Source organism: Denitratisoma sp. DHT3, assembly GCF_007833355.1.
In the GTDB taxonomy this organism is placed as follows: Bacteria; Pseudomonadota; Gammaproteobacteria; order Burkholderiales; family Rhodocyclaceae; genus Denitratisoma.
The window spans coordinates 1,850,914-1,868,268 of record NZ_CP020914.1 but is presented as its reverse complement, the minus strand read 5'-3'; the positions used below and the strand labels follow the sequence as shown (position 1 = coordinate 1,868,268).

At 69.5% G+C, this 17,355-nt stretch carries 15 protein-coding genes; 8 read left to right on the top strand and 7 right to left on the bottom strand.

Translation table 11 applies throughout. From position 1 onward, the window contains the following. Positions 1-11 precede the first annotated feature (11 nt). Together hisC and B9N43_RS08600 are read left to right on the top strand one after the other, a co-directional pair. Positions 12-1,106 carry a histidinol-phosphate transaminase gene (hisC, locus tag B9N43_RS08605; protein ID WP_145841859.1) on the top strand — a complete coding sequence of 365 codons (1,095 nt, stop codon included), beginning with the start codon at positions 12-14 and terminating at the stop codon, positions 1,104-1,106. A 12-nt stretch (positions 1,107-1,118) separates the two neighbouring features. Beyond that, a complete protein-coding gene (locus B9N43_RS08600; protein WP_145841858.1) occupies positions 1,119-1,991 on the top strand; it encodes a prephenate dehydrogenase in 873 nt (290 codons plus the stop codon). Between the two features lie 336 nt (positions 1,992-2,327). On the opposite strand, the gene B9N43_RS08595 is transcribed toward B9N43_RS08600, so the two are convergent. Further along, positions 2,328-3,614, bottom strand: coding sequence for a serine/threonine protein kinase (locus B9N43_RS08595; protein WP_145841857.1), 1,287 nt, complete (start codon positions 3,612-3,614; stop codon positions 2,328-2,330). Between the two features lie 52 nt (positions 3,615-3,666). Further along, entirely contained in the window at positions 3,667-5,064 is a 1,398-nt protein-coding gene (argH, locus tag B9N43_RS08590) for an argininosuccinate lyase (protein WP_145841856.1), read from the bottom strand. A gap of 44 nt (positions 5,065-5,108) precedes the next feature. On the opposite strand from argH, the gene B9N43_RS08585 reads away from it, so the two are divergent. The 6 genes from B9N43_RS08585 (at position 5,109) to B9N43_RS08560 (ending at position 11,231) form a co-directional block, all read left to right on the top strand. Next, positions 5,109-5,978 (top strand): sensor histidine kinase, encoded by an 870-nt coding sequence (locus B9N43_RS08585; protein ID WP_222428693.1) that lies wholly within the window; start codon positions 5,109-5,111, stop codon positions 5,976-5,978. Beyond that, the gene (locus B9N43_RS08580) at positions 5,975-6,790 is read left to right on the top strand and encodes a LytTR family DNA-binding domain-containing protein (RefSeq protein WP_315904542.1); all 816 of its coding nucleotides are present in this window, start codon (positions 5,975-5,977) and stop codon (positions 6,788-6,790) included. The genes B9N43_RS08585 and B9N43_RS08580 overlap by 4 nt, the downstream gene beginning before the upstream one ends. Before the next feature lie 301 nt (positions 6,791-7,091). Next, entirely contained in the window at positions 7,092-8,072 is a 981-nt protein-coding gene (hemC, locus tag B9N43_RS08575; RefSeq protein WP_145841855.1) for a hydroxymethylbilane synthase, read from the top strand. Between the two features lie 3 nt (positions 8,073-8,075). After that, positions 8,076-8,873: a uroporphyrinogen-III synthase gene (locus B9N43_RS08570; RefSeq protein ID WP_145841854.1), complete on the top strand. Its 798-nt coding sequence runs from the start codon at positions 8,076-8,078 to the stop codon at positions 8,871-8,873. Next, on the top strand, positions 8,857-10,032 hold the full coding sequence (locus tag B9N43_RS08565; protein WP_222428692.1) for a uroporphyrinogen-III C-methyltransferase: 1,176 nt from the start codon (positions 8,857-8,859) through the stop codon (positions 10,030-10,032). The genes B9N43_RS08570 and B9N43_RS08565 overlap by 17 nt, the downstream gene beginning before the upstream one ends. Further along, positions 10,032-11,231, top strand: a complete 1,200-nt coding sequence (locus B9N43_RS08560; RefSeq protein ID WP_145841852.1) for a heme biosynthesis HemY N-terminal domain-containing protein — start codon at positions 10,032-10,034, stop codon at positions 11,229-11,231. Before B9N43_RS08565 ends, B9N43_RS08560 begins: the two co-directional genes overlap by 1 nt. A gap of 132 nt (positions 11,232-11,363) precedes the next feature. Here the strand turns inward: B9N43_RS08560 and hemF are convergent, their stop codons facing one another. The 5 genes from hemF to B9N43_RS08535 all read right to left on the bottom strand — a co-directional run bounded on the left by hemF (position 11,364) and on the right by B9N43_RS08535 (position 17,207). Then, a complete protein-coding gene (hemF, locus tag B9N43_RS08555; protein WP_145841851.1) occupies positions 11,364-12,272 on the bottom strand; it encodes an oxygen-dependent coproporphyrinogen oxidase in 909 nt (302 codons plus the stop codon). A 7-nt stretch (positions 12,273-12,279) separates the two neighbouring features. Beyond that, the gene (locus B9N43_RS08550) at positions 12,280-13,869 is read right to left on the bottom strand and encodes a diguanylate cyclase domain-containing protein (protein ID WP_222428691.1); all 1,590 of its coding nucleotides are present in this window, start codon (positions 13,867-13,869) and stop codon (positions 12,280-12,282) included. A gap of 47 nt (positions 13,870-13,916) precedes the next feature. Continuing rightward, positions 13,917-15,188, bottom strand: coding sequence for a phosphoribosylamine--glycine ligase (purD, locus tag B9N43_RS08545; protein WP_145841849.1), 1,272 nt, complete (start codon positions 15,186-15,188; stop codon positions 13,917-13,919). A 105-nt stretch (positions 15,189-15,293) separates the two neighbouring features. After that, on the bottom strand, positions 15,294-16,883 hold the full coding sequence (gene purH, locus B9N43_RS08540) for a bifunctional phosphoribosylaminoimidazolecarboxamide formyltransferase/IMP cyclohydrolase (RefSeq protein WP_145841848.1): 1,590 nt from the start codon (positions 16,881-16,883) through the stop codon (positions 15,294-15,296). Positions 16,884-16,976: 93 nt separating this feature from the next. Next, positions 16,977-17,207 (bottom strand): Fis family transcriptional regulator, encoded by a 231-nt coding sequence (locus tag B9N43_RS08535; RefSeq protein WP_145841847.1) that lies wholly within the window; start codon positions 17,205-17,207, stop codon positions 16,977-16,979. Positions 17,208-17,355: the final 148 nt, after the last annotated feature.

Here is a 17,355-nt window from a genome sequence, read left to right as displayed (position 1 = left end):
TTCAACCGATCATGAGCATCGCCTCCCAGGCTCCCGACTACGTTCGCGCCATTTCCCCCTATGTGCCGGGCAAGCCGATCACCGAGCTGGCGCGGCAGATGGGGCTGCCGGTGGAGCGCATCGTCAAGCTCGCCTCCAACGAGAATCCGCTCGGCATGAGCCCGAAGGCGCGGGCCGCGGTGGCGCAGGCGATCGACGGCATCGAGCGCTATCCGGACCAGTTCGAATTGATCGCCCTGCTGGCCGGGCGCCTGGGGCTGGCGCCCGGCCAGGTGGTGCTGGGCAACGGCTCCAACGACGTGCTGGACCTGGTCGCCCGCGCCTTCCTGGCGCCGGGCCGCTCCGCCGTGTTCTCGCGCCACGCCTTCGCCGTCTACCCGCTGGCGACGCTGACCACGGGCGCCGAATGCATCGAGGTGCCGGCCCGCCAGTTCGGCCACGACCTGGAGGCGATGGCCGCCGCGATCCGACCCGACACCCGCGTGGTCTGGATCGCCAACCCCAACAATCCGACCGGCACCTTCCTGCCCTACCCCGAACTGCGCGCCTTCCTCGGCCGCGTGCCGGCCGAGGTGGTGGTGGTGCTGGACGAGGCCTACAATGAATACCTGCCGCCCGCCCTGCGCGAGGACGCCACGGCCTGGCTGGGCGAGTTCCCCAACCTGGTGGTGACCCGCACCTTTTCCAAGATCTACGGCCTGGCCGGCCTGCGCGTCGGCTTCGCCGCCGCATCCGCCGCCGTGGCCGATCTGCTGAACCGCGTGCGCCAGCCCTTCAACGTCAACAACCTGGCCCTGGCCGCCGCCCAGGCCGCGCTGGACGACCACCTGTTCCTGGCCGAGAGCTTCGAACTCAATCGCGTGGGCATGGAGCAGATCGTCGCCGGCCTGAAGCGCCTGGGCCTGGAGCACATTCCTTCCCACGGCAACTTCGTCACCTTCCGCGCCGGCGACGCCGCCGGCGTCAACCAGCGCCTGCTGCGGGAGGGCGTGATCGTGCGGCCGATCGCCGGCTACGGCATGCCCGAGCACTTGCGCGTCACCATCGGCCTGGAGCGGGAGAACGCCCGCTTCCTGGAGGCGCTGGGCGTTGCCCTGGCGGCTTGAGGCGGACGGCGCATGGCACGGCTTGGCAAAGTCCTGGTGGCCGGCGTCGGCCTGATCGGCGGCTCCTTCGCCCTGGCCCTCAAGGCGGCCGGCGTGGTGGATGAGGTCGTCGGTCTCGGGCGCCGGCGCGAAACCCTGGAAGCGGCCCAGGCGCTGGGCATCCTGGATCGCATCGCCGAGGACTGGAGCGACGGGCTTGAGCACGCCGATCTGGTGCTCCTGGGCATGCCCGTCGGACAGATGTCCGCGGCCTTCGCCGCCATGGCGCCCCACCTCGCCTCCGGTACGGTGGTGACCGACGGCGGCAGCACCAAGTCCGACGTGGTGGCCGCCGCCCGCGCCGCGCTGGGCGGCAGGATCGATCAGTTCGTGCCGGGGCATCCGATTGCCGGGGCGGAAAAAAGCGGGCCGGCCGCCGCCGTGGCGGAGTTGTATCGCGACAAGCGCGTGGTGCTGACGCCGCTGCCGGAGAACCCCGCGGCCGCCGTGGCGCGGGTGCGCGCCGCCTGGGAAGCCTGCGGCGCCCGCGTCAGCGAGCTGACGCCGGAAGGGCACGACCGCACCTTCGCCGCCGTCAGCCACCTCCCCCATCTGCTGGCCTACGCCCTGGTGCATGAGATCGCCGATCGGGAAAACGCCGAGCAGCTGTTCAGCTTCGCCGCCAGCGGCTTCCGCGATTTCACCCGGATCGCCAGCAGCCATCCGGAAATGTGGCGCGACATCAGCATCGCCAACCGCCACGCCCTGCTGCAGGAACTCGATGCCTACATGGCCCAGCTGCTGCGTCTGCGCGTCCTGCTCGCCAGCGCCGACGGTCCCGGACTGGAGGCCCTGTTCGACGCCGCGCGCCGGGCGCGCGAGGCTTGGCTGAATGGGGGTGGGTAGGCTCGCCCCCCTTCGCCCCCTCCGGGGGATTCGATATGGCTCGCTGCGCTCGGGTGTTTGGGGGCGCTTCGTGGCGGCACCGATAGGTTGCGGCTGACGCCGCGTTCCGCTTTTCCTTGCGGCGGCGCGGCGGAAAAGCGCTGTCAAGGAAGCACGGGCGTTCTGACCTTGTAGGAGCGGGCCATGCCCGCGAACCGGTGGGCGGCAATGCGCCGGTCGCGGGCATGGCCCGCTCCTACTCGACGAGGAAGATTTTCGCCGTGCCCGCCGTGTCACCGTGGTTTGAACCGAGGTTTTGGTTAAGCGCGGAGGGCGGCCAAAGGCCGCCAAGTTCGCTCAGAGCGCCGCGAGGCGGGCGTTGGCCATCGACAGGCGGCGGGCGAGAACCTCCAGGAAGCCCTGGTAGAAGTGCATGCGGCAGGTGTCGGAGGCGTGGCGCAGCGCCTCGGCGCGGATGGTGATGATGCGCGAATCGGTCTGCGCCGTCACGTCGGCGCCGCGCGCCCGGACGTTGCGCGCGACCACGGCCATTTCGCCGAAGCAGTCGCCGGGCGTCAGCAGGCCCAGCGTGCGGCCGCGCTTGGCGACCCGGGCTTCGCCGCCGACCACGAAGCAGAAGTAGTCGCCGGCCTCGCCGTCCCTCATCAGCAGCGTGCCGGCGCTGACGTCGCTCCAGGTGGCGAGCCGCATCACCTCCCACAGCTCGGCATCGGAAAACTCGCGGAAGAAGGGCAGTTCGCGCAGGGTCTCGAACTTCTCGCTGTCCGCCACGTTGTCGTGCCGGGTGGGCAGCTTCTGATTGCGGAATGACTGCGCCAGGTCGTGGGAAAACTCGTCCCAGTCGCGGTAGCGCGCCTCGGGGGATTTCTGCATCGCCCGGGTGACGATGGCGTCCAGCTCCGGCGGGATTTCGGCGCGGAAGGTCGACGGCGGGGGCGGTTCGGCATTGACGATCTGGTACACCATCCCGTAGTTGCTGCTGGCATGGAAGGGCAGGCGCCCGGAAAGCAGTTGGTACATCAACACGCCGAGGGAGTAGATGTCGGTCTGATGGCTGAGGGGCTGGTCCTGCACCTGTTCCGGCGACATGTAGGCCGGAGAGCCGACGCCCGTCACCAGGGTGCGGCTCTGATTGCTGTCGTTGAGCAGGGCCGCGCCGAAGTCCGAGATCTTGATGTCGCCGTCGCCCTGCGGCGCCAGCAGGATGTTGGCGGGCTTGATGTCGCGGTGGGTGATCCCCAGGCGATGGGCGTAGTCCAGCGCGCGGGTGCATTTGAAAACGATCTCGACCACCCGTTCCAGCGGCAGCAGGCGCTCCGGGGCGCAGAACGATTCCAGCGTGCCGCCCGGCACGTACTCCATCACGATGTAGCTGAGGTCGTCGCCGAGCACCGCGTCGTAGATCTGCGCGATGTGCGGGTGGTTCAGCTTGCCGGCCAGCGAGGCTTCGTTGATCAGCAGATGGCGGTAGAGCCGGCCCTTCTCGCGGTCCTGCAGGGCCTCCTGGGCGATCACCTTGACCGCCACTTCGCGCCGGGCGAAGTCGTCGTGGCCCAGATACACGGTGGACGTGGCGCCCTGGCCGAGCTGGCGCAGGATGGCGTATTTGCCGATGCGCTCCATGGCCGGTACGTACCCCGCCTAGTGCCGGGACGCGGGGCGGGGAGGTTGCAACTCAGAGCCCCTGGCGGATGCGCTGGATCGCGGCGCGCACCTGCTCGGGCGCGGTGCCGCCGACGTGGTTGCGGGCGGCGAGCGAGCCGGCCACGGTGAGCACGGCGAAGACGTCCTCGCCGATCAGGGGCGAGAACGCCTGCAACTCGGCCAGGCTGAAATCCGGCAGGTCGCAGCCCTTCTGCTCGGCGGCGCGCACCGCGCGGGCCACGGCTTCGTGGGCATCGCGGAAGGGCAGGCCCTTTTTCACCAGATAGTCGGCGAGATCCGTCGCCGTGGCGTAGCCCTGCTTCAGCGCGGCGGCCATGGCTTCCGGCTTGACGCTGATGCCGGGCACCATGTCGGCGAAGATGCGCAGGGTGTCGACCAACGTGTCGGCGGTGTCGAACAAGGGCTCCTTGTCCTCCTGGTTGTCCTTGTTGTAAGCCAGCGGCTGACCCTTCATCAGGGTCAGGAGGCCCATCAGATGGCCGAACACGCGCCCGCTCTTGCCCCGCGCCAGTTCCGGCACGTCCGGGTTCTTCTTCTGCGGCATGATGGAGGAGCCGGTGCAGAAGCGGTCGGCGATGTCGATGAAGCCCACGCGCGGGCTCATCCAGAGGATCAGCTCCTCGGAGAAGCGCGAGACATGGACCATCACCAGGGACGCGGCGGCGAGGAATTCGATGGCGAAATCCCGGTCCGACACGGCGTCCAGCGAATTCTCGCAGACGCCTTCGAAACCCAGTTCGCGGGCGACGAATTCGCGGTCGATGGGAAAGGTGGTGCCGGCCAGCGCGGCGCTGCCCAGCGGCAGGCGGTTGACGCGCTTGCGGGCGTCGATCATGCGTTCGCGGTCGCGGCGGGCCATCTCCACATAGGCCAGCAGATGGTGGCCGAAGGTGACCGGCTGCGCCACCTGCAAATGGGTGAATCCGGGCAGGGGCGTCGCCGCGTGCGCCTCGGCCAGCGCCAGCAGGGCGCGGATGTAGGCGGCCAGCAGGCCATCCACCGTATCGATGGTGTCGCGCAGCCAGAGGCGGATGTCGGTGGCCACCTGGTCGTTGCGCGAGCGGCCGGTATGCAGGCGCTTGCCGGCATCGCCGACCAGTGCGGTGAGGCGCTTCTCGATGTTGAGATGGACGTCCTCGTCGTCCAGGTTCCACTGGAAGCCGCCGGACTCGATCTCGCCTTGCACCTGGGCCATGCCGCGCTCGATGGCGGCCAGGTCCTCGGCGGAAATGATCCGTTGCCTGGCCAGCATCCTGGCGTGGGCCAGCGAGCCGCGGATGTCCTGCAACGCCATGCGCCGGTCGAAAAACACCGAGGCGGTGTAACGCTTCACCAGATCGGAAACCGGTTCGGAAAAACGTCCCGACCAGGCCTTGCCGGCGTCTGCCGCGCCGAGTTGTTCTGTCATAATCGAAATGCCGCCGAATCAATGAGAGTCAATGGGATTGGCCAATGGCCGAAGAGGACGAAAGTATACGGCAATTCCCCGATGCCGCCGCCATGTCCGCCGCGCCGTGCGGGGGCTGGCGCGAATGGCTGGAGCGGCCCCTGGCGCGGGGGCTGGCGGTGTTCGCCGCCAGCGAGGCGCTGGTCGGGTTGCTCGCGCTGATGCTGCGTTGGGGCGGGCTGGAGCCCGGCCTGGCGGCGGCCCTGGGGTGGGGCGGAGCGGGGGCCGCGCTGGCCCTGGCGCTGTCCCTGGCATTGGGCGCGCGCCGGCCGCCGAGCGAGGCGCTGACCGAGGCCCGCTTGATGGCCCTGACCGCCCGCATCCGCCCTCATTTCCTGTTCAACAGCCTGAACGCGGTGCTGGGCACGATCCGCGGCGATCCACGACGGGCGGAGGCGGCGCTGGAGGAACTGGCCGAGCTGTTCCGCGCCCAGATGCAGGACCCGCGGGAGCTGGTGTCGCTGTCGGAGGAGATCGCCCTCTGTCGCCAGTACCTCGACCTGGAGCGCCTGCGCCTGGGCGAGCGGCTGCAGGTGCAGTGGGACGTCGCCAACTGCCCGCCGGACGCCACCATGCCGCGCCTGATCCTCCAGCCCCTGCTGGAAAACGCGGTCTACCACGGCATCGAGCCGCTGCCGGCGCCGGGGCCGATCGCCATCCGCCTGGCCAGCGCCGGCCCGATGGTGCTGATCGAGTTGTCCAATCCATTCCGACCGGGGCATGTCCATGCCCAGGGCAACCGCATGGCGCTGGCCAACATCCGCGAGCGCCTGCAACTGTTCTACGGCCAGGCCGCCAGCCTCAACGTCGAGGTCAAGGGCGACCGCTACCAGTTGCGCATCGTGCTGCCCCATCGGCGGGAGACGGCGTTGTGAGCGCCTTGCCGCTGCGCCTGATGCTGGTCGATGACGAAGCACCGGCGCGGGCCCGGTTGCGGCAACTGCTGGAGGACGTCGCCGACGCGGTGCCGACCCAGGTACTGGCCGAGGCCGCGGACGGCGTCGAGGCGCTGGAGCGCGCCGAGCATCTGCTCCTCGACGCGGTGCTGGTGGATATCCGCATGCCGCGCATGGACGGTCTGCAACTGGCGCTCCATCTGGCGCGGCGGGCGCCGGCGCCGGCGCTGATCTTCGTCACCGCCTACGATCGGTACGCGGTCAAGGCTTTCGAGCTGTGCGCGCTGGATTACCTGCTGAAGCCGGTGCGCGCCCAGCGCCTGCAGGAGGCGCTGATCCGGGTCGGCCGCCAGGGCGGCGCGGCGCGAGGACTCGACGCCGCGGCGTTGCAGACGCTGGCGCCGGAAGGCCGCCGCCACTTGCGTTCGAGCGAGCGCGGGCGGGTGCGCCTGATCCCCGTCGAGGACGTGCTGTACCTGAAGGCGGACCAGCGCTATGTCACGGCCCGGACCGCGTCCGGCGAATATCTGCTGGAGGATTCCCTGGCCCAGCTGGAGGCCGAGTTCGGCGCCCGCTTCATCCGCGCGCATCGCAACTGCCTGGTGGCGCGCGCCGCCATCGCCGGCTACGAGCGCGGCGGGGAGGGCGAGGGGAGCGAAGGGGAGGCCGGCGGCGCCGAGGCCGCGAACGAGGCGGAACCGCGCTGGCAGTTGATCCTGCGCGGCATCCCCGACCGGGTGGCGGCCAGCCGCCGCCAGTGGCCGCAGTTGCGGGCGCTGTTGAAAGGCTGAGTGGGGCTCGCCCCCCTTCGCCCCCGGAGGGGGTTCTTTCTGGCTCGCTGCGCTCGGATGTTTGGGGGAGCTTCGTGGCGGCACCGATAGGACGCGGCTGGCGCCGCGTGCCGCTTTTCCTTGGGGCGGCCCGGCGGAAAAGCTTTTTCGGTATTCCATCCCTTCGCCATCCTCCGGGGTGGCGCGGCGGCAAAGCTCGTTTTTCACGCTGAAGCGCCGGCCGGCGGAGCCCGCACAGCGCCGGCGGCATCGGCGGACATGCTAGAATCCACGCGGTTTTCGACCGTTTTCAAGGCATGCCGTGAATTCCTCCGACACCATCGCCGCGCCGCAGCGCATCGTCATCGCCACCCGCGAATCCCGCCTTGCCCTGTGGCAGGCGGAACATGTGCGCGATTTGCTGCGCGTCCGCTATCCCGGTTGCAGCGTCGAGCTGCTGGGCATGACCACCCGGGGCGACCAGATTCTCGATCGTCCGCTGGCCAAGGTGGGCGGCAAGGGCCTGTTCGTCAAGGAACTGGAAACCGCGCTGCTCGACCGCCGCGCCGACATCGCCGTGCATTCGATGAAGGACGTGCCGATGGAAATGGGCGCGGATTTCACCCTGGCGGCGATCGGTCCGCGCGAAGTGCCGCTGGACGCCTTCGTCTCCAACAAGTACGCGACGCTGGACGACCTGCCGCCCGGCGCCGTGGTCGGCACCTCCAGCCTGCGCCGGGAATCCCAGCTCCACGCCCGCTATCCCTACCTGGCGGTGACCAGCCTGCGCGGCAACCTCGACACCCGGCTGCGCAAGCTCGATGCCGGCGAATACGACGCGATCATCCTGGCGGCGGCCGGCCTCACCCGCCTGGGGTTGAAGGATCGGATCCGCTCGGTGCTGCCGGCCGCGGCCTCGCTGCCCGCGGCCGGCCAGGGCGCCCTGGGCATCGAGGCCCTGGCCGGGCGGCCGGAGGTCGCCGGCTGGCTGGCCTTCCTCAACGATCCCGCCACCGCCGCCTGCGTGCGCGCCGAACGCGCGGTGTCGCGGGCGCTGGCCGGCAGTTGCGAAGTGCCCCTGGGCGCCTATGCCGAATTGCGCGGGCAGCGCCTGTGGCTGCGCGGCTTCGTCGCCCTGCCGGACGGCAGCCGCATCGCGCGCGCCGAACTGGAAGGCGACAGCGCCGAGCCGGAAACGCTCGGCCTGGCCCTGGCCGCCGAGCTGCGGGCGCAGGGGGCGGACCGGATTCTCGCCGCCCTGGGGGACGCCCCGCCGCAGGCGCCGGCGGCCGCCAAGTCATAAACGATGGCCGCGGTCTGCTGCCCGGACGACGTGCTGGCGGGACGCCGGATCGTGATCACGCGGCCGGCCGGACAGGCCGCGCATCTCGCCCAGGCCCTGGCGGAACGGGGCGCGCACCCGGTGCTGTTCCCGGTGCTGGCGATCGCGCCGATCGACGATGTGACGCCCTTGCTGGAAGTCGCGCGGCGCCTGGAGCAGTTCGATCTGGCGGTGTTCGTCAGCCCCAACGCCGTGCATCACGCCCTCTCGGTGATCCTCTCGCGCCGCGCCTGGCCGGCCGGCCTGCCGGCGGCGACGGTGGGCAAGAGCAGCGAGGCGGAACTGGCGCGCTACGGCATTGGGCGGGTGATCGCCCCCGCCGACCGCTTCGATTCCGAGGCGCTGCTGGAATTGCCTCCGCTGCGGGCCATGGCCGGCAGGCGGGTGATCATTTTCCGCGGCGACGGCGGCCGCGAGCTGCTGGGCGAGACCCTGGCCGCGCGCGGCGCCCAGGTCGAGTACCTGAGCTGCTACCGGCGCAGCCGGCCGGCGCTGGACCCGGCGCCGCTCTTGAAACTCTGGTCCGACGGCACGCTCGACGCGATGACGGTGACCAGCAGCGAGGGCCTGCGCAACCTCCATGCCATGGTCGGCAAGCTGGGCCAGGCCTGGCTGAAGAAGACCCCCACCTTCGCGCCCCACGCCCGCATCGCCGAGCAGGCGGCGGCACTGGGGCTGCAATCGGTGATTCTGACCGGCCCCGGCGACGCGGGCCTGCTCGATGGACTCATGCAATACTTCGCCCGTGAACAACACCAATAACTCCGTTCCTTCCGCCGACCCCGCGCCCGCGCTGACCAGCCGCGGCCCCGAGGGCGGCGCGGCTTCCCGCGCGCGGGCGCCGTTGCGCCGTCCCGCCGTGCTGATCGCCTTCGCCGCCCTGGGCCTGCTCGGCTGGCAGTGGCTGGAGACCCGCGTCCGGCTGTCCGATCTGCAAACCGAAGTGGCCAGGCGCCTGGCCGAGGGCGACAGCGTCGCCCGGGAGAGCCGCGTCCTGTCGCGGCAGAACCAGGAGGCGGTGGCGGCGCTCCAGGCCAAGCTCGGCGTGCTGGAAGCCCAGTTGGTCGAGTCGCAAAGCCAGCAACTGGCGCTGGACGCGATGTACCAGGAACTCTCGCGCGGCCGCGACGAGCGTCTGCTGGCCGAGATCGAACAGACCCTGACGATCGCCGCCCAGCAGTTGCAACTGGCCGGCAACGTCGAGGCGGCGCTGATCGCCCTGGAGGGCGCCGACGCCCGCCTGGCCCGCGCCAACCAGCCGCAGTGGCTGGCCCTGCGCAAGCTGATCAGCCGCGACATCGAGCGGCTCAAGGCGCAGCCCGGAGCCGACATCTCGGGCATGGCGATGAAGCTGGAAAGCCTGATCGCGGCGGTCGACGGCCTGCCCTTCGCCTTCGAGCAACGGCCGCAGCCGGCGGCGCGGGCCGCCAAGGGGAGCAAAGACAAAGGGGGAGGGGGGCTGCCCGCCACGGAGGCCGCCGCGCCCGCGTGGTGGCGCACCCTGTTCGGCGACCTGTGGGCCGAGGCGCGTCAGCTGGTGCGCATCGAACGGGTGGACCAGGTCGATCCGGGCCTGCTCGCGCCCAGCCAGACCTTCTTCCTGCGCGAGAACCTCAAGCTGCGCCTGGTCAATGCCCGGCTTTCCCTGTTGTCGCGCGATGCGCGTTCCTTCCGCGAGGACATGCGCCAGTCCGGCATCTGGCTCAATCACTATTTCGACGGCCGCGCCCGCCCGGTGCAGCACGCGCTGGACACGGTCAGGAGCCTGGGCGAGATGGATATCGCCAAGGACCTGCCGAGCCTGAACGAGACGCTCGACGCGGTGCGCAATTTCAAGTTGAGCCGCAGCCGCGAAGCGCTGCCGTCGGCCCCCCGCGCCACGGCGGCCAAGGGCGCCGCCGCGACGCAGGAAAGCCGCTGATGCGCGTCCTGCTCTGGTTGATCGCTTTGGCGGCCCTGGCGGTGGGCCTGTCGCTGGCGGCCCGCTACAACGCGGGCTATGTGCTGTTCGTGCTGCCGCCCTGGCGCGTCGAACTGTCCCTCAACCTGCTGGTGCTGCTGACGCTGGGCGGTTTCTTCCTGCTTCATCTGCTGCTGCGCGGCGCCGCCGCCGTGCTGGCGATGCCCGCCCAGGTGGCGGCCTTCCGCGCCGACCGGCTGCACGCCAAGAGTCAGATGGCGATCCAGGACGCCGGCCGCCTGCTGCTGGAGGGCCGTTTCGGCCACGCCCTGAAACGGGCCGAGATGGCCTATCGCGCCGGCCAGTCGTCGGCGATGGCCACGCTGATCGCCCAGGTCGCGGCCCACAACATGGGCGACAGGCAAAAGAGCGAACACTGGCGGGAACTGGGCGGCGACCGTGCCGACGATCCGCTGCGCATGGCCCGGCTGATGGTGGATGCCACCGTGGCCGCCGAATCCCGCGACTTCCTCCGCGCCCGCGCCGCGCTGCAGGCCCTGGAGCGCGAGAAGGGACGCCATATCGCGGCCCTGCGCCTGTCGCTCAAGGTCGAGCAGGGCCTGGGCAATTGGCGCGAGGTGCTGCATCTGCTGCGCCAGTTGGAAAAGCATCATGCGATGACGCCGACCCAGGCCGCCGCGCTGCGCCTGCGCGCGCATCGCGGCAACCTGCGCGCCCTGGGCGATGACCGGGACGGCCTGGGGCAATACCTGGCCCGGATGCCCGAGGAGGAACGCCGCGATCCGCGCCTGGCGCTGGACGCCGCCCGCCGCCTGATCGCCATCGGCGATTGCAGCGAAGCGGCGCGCCTGATCGAGGACGCCCTGGCCGAGCAATGGGACTCGGCGCTGGTCAGCGCCTATGGCGAATGCGAGGGCGGCGACGTGCTGCGGCGCATTTCCCACGCGGAGAAGTGGCTGCCCTCGCAGCCCCGCGATGCGCAGCTGCTGCTGACCCTGGGCCGGCTCTGCCGCCGCCAGCAACTCTGGGGCAAGGCGCAGAGCTATCTGGAAGCCTCGCTGTCGGTGCGGCCGTTGCTGGAGACCCATCTGGAGCTGGCGCAACTGCTGGACTACCTGGAGCGGCCCGAGGAAGCCAACTCGCACTACCGGGCGGCCGCCGCGCTCAAGGTCGCTGAAAATCAAATCGCCATTCAGTAGGGTTGATTGTTTCTTTTTGGGAAACAATCAAAGCCCTGGCTTCGAGGGTTGAATTTCTCTTCCGCTCCCTGCCTGGGCTTGGTCTTTCCCTTCTTTTTAGCGATGTTTCATTGTTGATCCGGAGGAATCAATTCAGACCCAGTCGCGTGGCGGCAGGAATTCCGTGTACAGCCGTTCCTCGGCGCTGCCCGGCTGCGGGTGCCAGTCGTAGCGCCACTTCACCAGCGGCGGCAGGGACATCAGGATGGACTCGGTGCGCCCGCCCGATTGCAGGCCGAACAGGGTGCCCCGGTCCCAGACCAGGTTGAATTCGACGTAGCGGCCGCGCCGGTAGGCCTGGAAGTCGCGCTCCCGCTCGCCGTAGGGCAGGTCGCGGCGCCGTTCCAGGATCGGCAGATAGGCGTCGAGGAAATTGTCGCCCACCGCCCGGGCCAGCGCGAAGCAGCGCTCGAACGGCGAGTTGGCGTCCGGGCCGCCGGGGCCGCCTTCGTTCAGGTCGTCGAAGAACACGCCGCCGATGCCGCGCGCCTCGTTGCGGTGCTTGAGGAAGAAATACTCGTCGCACCATTTCTTGTAGCGCGGATGGACGTCGGCGCCGAAGGGGGCGAGCGCGTCGCGGCAGGTGCGGTGGAAATGCACCGCGTCCTCCTCGAAACCGTAGTAGGGCGTCAGGTCCATGCCGCCGCCGAACCACCAGACCGGTTCCTGGCCCGCCGCGGTGGCGATGAAGCAGCGCACGTTGGCATGGCTGGTGGGGCAGTAGGGGTTGCGCGGATGCAGCACCAGGGAGAGGCCCATCGCCTCGAAGCGCCGTCCCGCCAGTTCCGGACGGTGGGCGGTGGCCGAGGCGGGCATCCGGTCGCCGGTGACGTGGGAGAAATTCACTCCGCCCCGCTCGAAGAAGTCGCCTTCCTCGATCAGGATCGACGTGCCGCGACCCCAGGCGTCGCGTGTGAACTTCCGGCCGTCGAAGGTTTCCAGGGCGCCGACGATGCGTTCCTGCAGGCCGGTGAAATAGTCTCTGAGGCGTTGGGTATCCATGGCGGTCCTACGTGTTTTCGGGCAAGGGAGCGAGGCGGCAGCTGTTGCGTCCGCTGCGCTTGGCGTCGTACATGGCGGCGTCGGCGCAGGCCAGCAGGCTGCTGGCGTTGTCGGCATGGTCGGGGTAGAGGGCGATGCCGATGCTGGCGCCGATCGTCAGTTGCAGCTTGTCCACGGCCACCGGCGGCGCCAGCGCGGCGAGGCACTTGTCCGCGATCCGCTCGGCGCTGGCGGCGTCGCCGATGTCGGTGAGCAGGATGACGAACTCGTCGCCGCCGAAGCGGGCGACCATGTCGGCCTTGCGCACGGTGCCGCGCAGGCGCTGGGCGACGGCGTGGAGCAGGCGGTCGCCGGCGTCGTGGCCGTGATCGTCGTTGACCGACTTGAAACCGTCCAGATCGAGGAACAGCAACGCCAGCCGGCTGTGCCGCCGTTGGGCCAGGGCGATGCTCTGGTTCAGGCGATCGAGGAGGGTGGAGCGGTTGGGCAGCGCCGTGAGCGGGTCGTGGTGGGCGATGCGGGCCAGGATGGCCTCGCGATCGCGCAGCTTGCCCAGGAGCAGGTTGAAGCCCGCGGCGAGGTCGCCCACCTCGTCGTTTCTGACCACCGGCAGCGCCCGCAGGCCGATCCGTCCCGCGGCCATCGCATTCACTTGTTGCGCGGCGTGGGTCAGGGGCCGGAACAGCCAGCTGAGGACGATCAGCGCGCTCAGGACGACGACGATGCCGATGAGCAGCGTATTGCGCAGCAGGACGCCGTACAGGCGGTCGATGGGCGCGAAGGCTTCCCGGGCCGGGGTGCTGGCGACCAGGAACCAGTTGGCGGCGGGAATGCTGGCGATGGCGGAGATTTCCCCTTTCCCCTGGGCATTGACGGTGAGGCCGCCGCCCCGGTAGCCGGCCATGGCGCGATCATGGAGCGGATTGGCGCCGGGCGCCGGCAAGGGGCGGAGCGTCAGCTCCGGGTTGGAGGCGGTGACGAAAATCCTGTCCTGGGGGGAGACGACCAGGAAGCCGCCGCTTTGGCCCACCTTGTGTTCCTGCACCAGGTCGAGGAAGCCCGGCGCCGCGAGGGCCGTGGTGCCGGCCAGGACGGCGAACAGGTTCCCGTACCCGTCCTTGATCGGCGCCGCCATGACGATGCTGGGCTGGCGGCTGATCCGACCCAGCAGGGGCGGGCTCATGACGCTCTTGCCGCTGTTGCGCACCGCCTTGAACCAGTCGCGGTCGGCATAGGAGGCGCCGCGCCGCCCTTCCAGCGGCGAGGCGTCGGCCAGCGCGATGCCGGCGAGGTCGATCACGGTCAGGCCGTTGGAAAACAGCGGATACAGATCCTGCCGTTCGACCAGCCAGGCTTGCAGGGCGTCGGGCCGCCGCAGCAGATCCACCGGCAGATGGTCGGCCAGCTGCCGCACCAGATCCTGGCGCGCCCGGATCTTGGCGTCGATGTCCTGCGCCACGTAGTCGGCCTGGGAAATCTGCTGCGCGGTGATCAACTGCTCGATTTCTTCGCGCAGGAAACCGCTCAGAAGCAGGATGCGGACGAGCAGACCGAGCAGGACCAGCGCCAGGGCGAAGGCGATCAGGCGCGTTTTCATCAACCGGAAAACGCGCCAGCGGGTCGCCATGGGAAGGGCTTTCGCGCTCAGCGCCGGATGGCGCGGTGACCGATGTCGTGACGCATCTGCATGGCGTCGAAGCGGATCTGTTCGGCCGTTTCGTAGGCCCGGTTCTGGGCCAGCTTCACGGTGTCGCCCAGCGCGGTGACGCAGAGCACCCGGCCGCCGGCGGTGACGACGTGGCCGTCGGCCAGGGCGGTGCCGGCATGGAACACGTGGGCGTCCTCGGCGGACCGCTCGGGCAGGCCGTGGATCACGTCGCCCTTCTTCGGGTTGTCCGGATAGCCGCCGGCCGCCAGCACCACGCCCAGCGCCACGCGGCGGTCCCATTCGGCCTCCACCTGGTCGAGCCGGCCATCGATGCCGGCGTCGATCAGGTCGACGAAATCGCTCTTCAACCGCATCATGATCGGCTGGGTTTCAGGGTCGCCGAAGCGGCAGTTGAATTCCAGCACCTTCAGCGAGCCGTCGGCCTTGATCATCAGGCCGGCGTAGAGGAAGCCGGTGTAGAGGATGCCGTCGCTCTCCATGCCGCGGATGGTGGGCATGATCACCTCGCGCATCACCCTGGCGTGGACGTCGGGCGTGACCACCGGCGCCGGCGAATAGGCGCCCATGCCGCCGGTGTTGGGACCGAGGTCGCCGTCCAGCAGGCGCTTGTGGTCCTGGCTGGTGGCCATCGCCAGGGCGTGCCGGCCGTCGGCCATGACGATGAAGCTGGCCTCCTCGCCATCGAGGAACTCCTCGATCACGACGCGGGCGCCGGCATCCCCGAGCTTGTTGCCGGAGAGCATGTCGTCGATGGCCTGGTGGGCCTCGTCCGCGCTCATCGCCACCACCACGCCCTTGCCGGCGGCGAGGCCGTCGGCCTTGACGACGATCGGCGCGCCCTCGGCGTCGACGTAGCGATGGGCGGCCTCGGCGTTGCCGAAGGTCTGGAAGCGGGCGGTGGGAATGCCGTGGCGGGCCATGAACTGCTTGGCGAAGTCCTTCGACGATTCCAGCTGGGCCGCCAGCCGGGTGGGGCCGAAGATGCGCAGGTCGACGGCGCGGAAGGCATCCACCACGCCGGCCGCCAGCGGCGCCTCGGGGCCCACCACGGTGGCGTGGATGTCCTCCCGGCGCGCGAATTCGACCAGCTCGGGAATCGCGGACAGCGGCAGGTTCTCGATTCCCGCCTCGCGCGCCGTGCCGGCGTTGCCGGGCGCCACGTAGACCTTCTGCACCTTGGGGGATTGGGCCAGGCGCCAGGCCAGGGCATGTTCGCGGCCACCGGAGCCGATGACGAGTAGTTTCATGAAAACCTCTTAGCCACAGAGATCACAGAGGACACAGAGTCGAAAACGGAAAAACCGATGCGACAGGAATCTCCGTGTGCTCCGCGCCCTCCGTGGCAAATGAGTTTAGTGACGGAAGTGCCGGAAGCCGGTGAACACCATGGCGACGCCCTGCTCGTCGGCGGCGGCGATCACTTCCGCGTCGCGCACCGAGCCGCCGGGCTGGATCACCGCGGTGGCGCCGGCCTGGGCCAGCACGTCGAGACCGTCGCGGAAGGGGAAGAAGGCGTCGGAAGCGACCACCGAGCCCTTCACCGTCAGCTTGGCGTTCTCGGCCTTGATCGCGGCGATGCGCGCCGAGTCCACCCGGCTCATCTGGCCGGCGCCGACGCCGACGGTCATGCCGTCCTTGCAATAGACGATGGCGTTGGACTTGACGTACTTGGCGACGCGCCAGGCGAACAGCAGGTCGCCCATCTCCCGCTCGTTCGGCGCGCGCTTGGTCACCACCTTGATGTCGTTGAGCGCCACCCGCGCCTCGTCGGCGCTTTGCACCAGCAGGCCGCCGCCGACGCGCTTGTAGTCGAAGGCGCCGCTGATCTGGCCATGGGGCACCAGCAGCACGCGCAGGTTCTGCTTGGCGGCGAAGACGGCGCGCGCCTCGGCGGTGATCTCGGGGGCGATGATCACTTCGGCGAACTGGCCGGCGACGGCTTCCGCCGCCGCCTTGTCGATGGCGTGGTTGAAGGCGATGATGCCGCCGAAGGCCGAGGTGGGGTCGGTGGAGAACGCCTTGCGATAGGCTTCCTCCGCCGTCGCGCCCAGGGCCACGCCGCAGGGGTTGGCGTGCTTGACGATGACGCAGGCGATGGCGGCGTGGGCGCCCAGACTATCGAACGCCTTGACGCATTCCCAGGCCGCGTCGGCGTCGGCGATGTTGTTGTAGGACAGCTCCTTGCCCTGGAGCTGGCGGTAGCTGGCGATGGTGCCGGGCACCGGGTCGGTCTCGCGGTAGAAGGCGGCCTGCTGGTGGGGGTTCTCGCCGTAGCGCAGCACTTCCACCCGGTCGAAGGCCAGTTGCAACTGCTCGGGGAAGACGCCGGGCTTGTCGTCGGCATCCAGGCTGGTGAGCCAGTTGGAAATGGCCGAATCGTAGCGGGCGGTATGGGTGAAGGCCTTCTTCGCCAGTTCGAAACGGGTCCGGTAGGTCAGCACCCGGTCGTTCTGCTCCAGCTCCTCGACGATCAGGCCATAGTCCTCCGGATCGGTGACGATGCCGACGCCGCCCGCTTCGTTGCCGTGGTTCTTGGCGGCGGCGCGGACCATGGCGGGGCCGCCGATGTCGATGTTCTCGATCGCGTCCTCCAGGGTGCAGCCGGGCTTGGCCACGGTCTCGCGGAAGGGATAGAGATTCACCACCACCAGGTCGATGGCGGGGATGTCGTGCTGCGCCATGGTCTGGCGGTGCTCGGCCAAGTCGCGCCGCCCCAGGATGCCGCCGTGGACCTTGGGATGCAGGGTCTTGACGCGGCCGTCGAGCATTTCCGGGAAACCGGTGTAGTCCGAGACGTCGGTGACCGGCAGGCCGGCCTCGCGCAGCAGCTTGGCGGTGCCGCCGGTGGACAACAGCTTGACGCCGAGTTGGTCGAGCGCGCGGGCGAAATCGACGACGCCGTGCTTGTCGGAAACGCTGATCAGGGCTTGAGTGACTTTCATGGTCGGATGGACTTAACGTGAAATCGCGAATTGAACCGGCAGGTCGGATGTGCGAGCAAAGCGAGCCGGCGCCATGTGGGCTTCAGAGGGGCTTCAGAGCAAATCGTGTTCGGTGAGCTTGCGGCGCAGGGTGTTGCGGTTGATGCCGAGAATCTCGGCGGCCGCGCTCTGGTTGCCGTTGGCCTGTTTCATCACCACTTCCAGCATCGGCCGCTCCACGGTGCGGATCACCATGTCGTAGATGGCGTGCGGCTCCTGACCGTCGAGGTCGCGGAAGTAGCGGTTGAGGGACCTGCGGACGCAGTCGGCTAGTTCGGCGCTCATGGACGACCTTCCCCCCAACCCCCTGCCCGAGGCAGGGAGTGACAAGTGTTCGGCCGCGCCTGGCGCGACCTCCGTGTTGTTGACTGGCGCCCGCTAGGGGCGGCCCGGCGCTGGGCACTCACTGGATTACCCTCCCCCCGACCCCCTC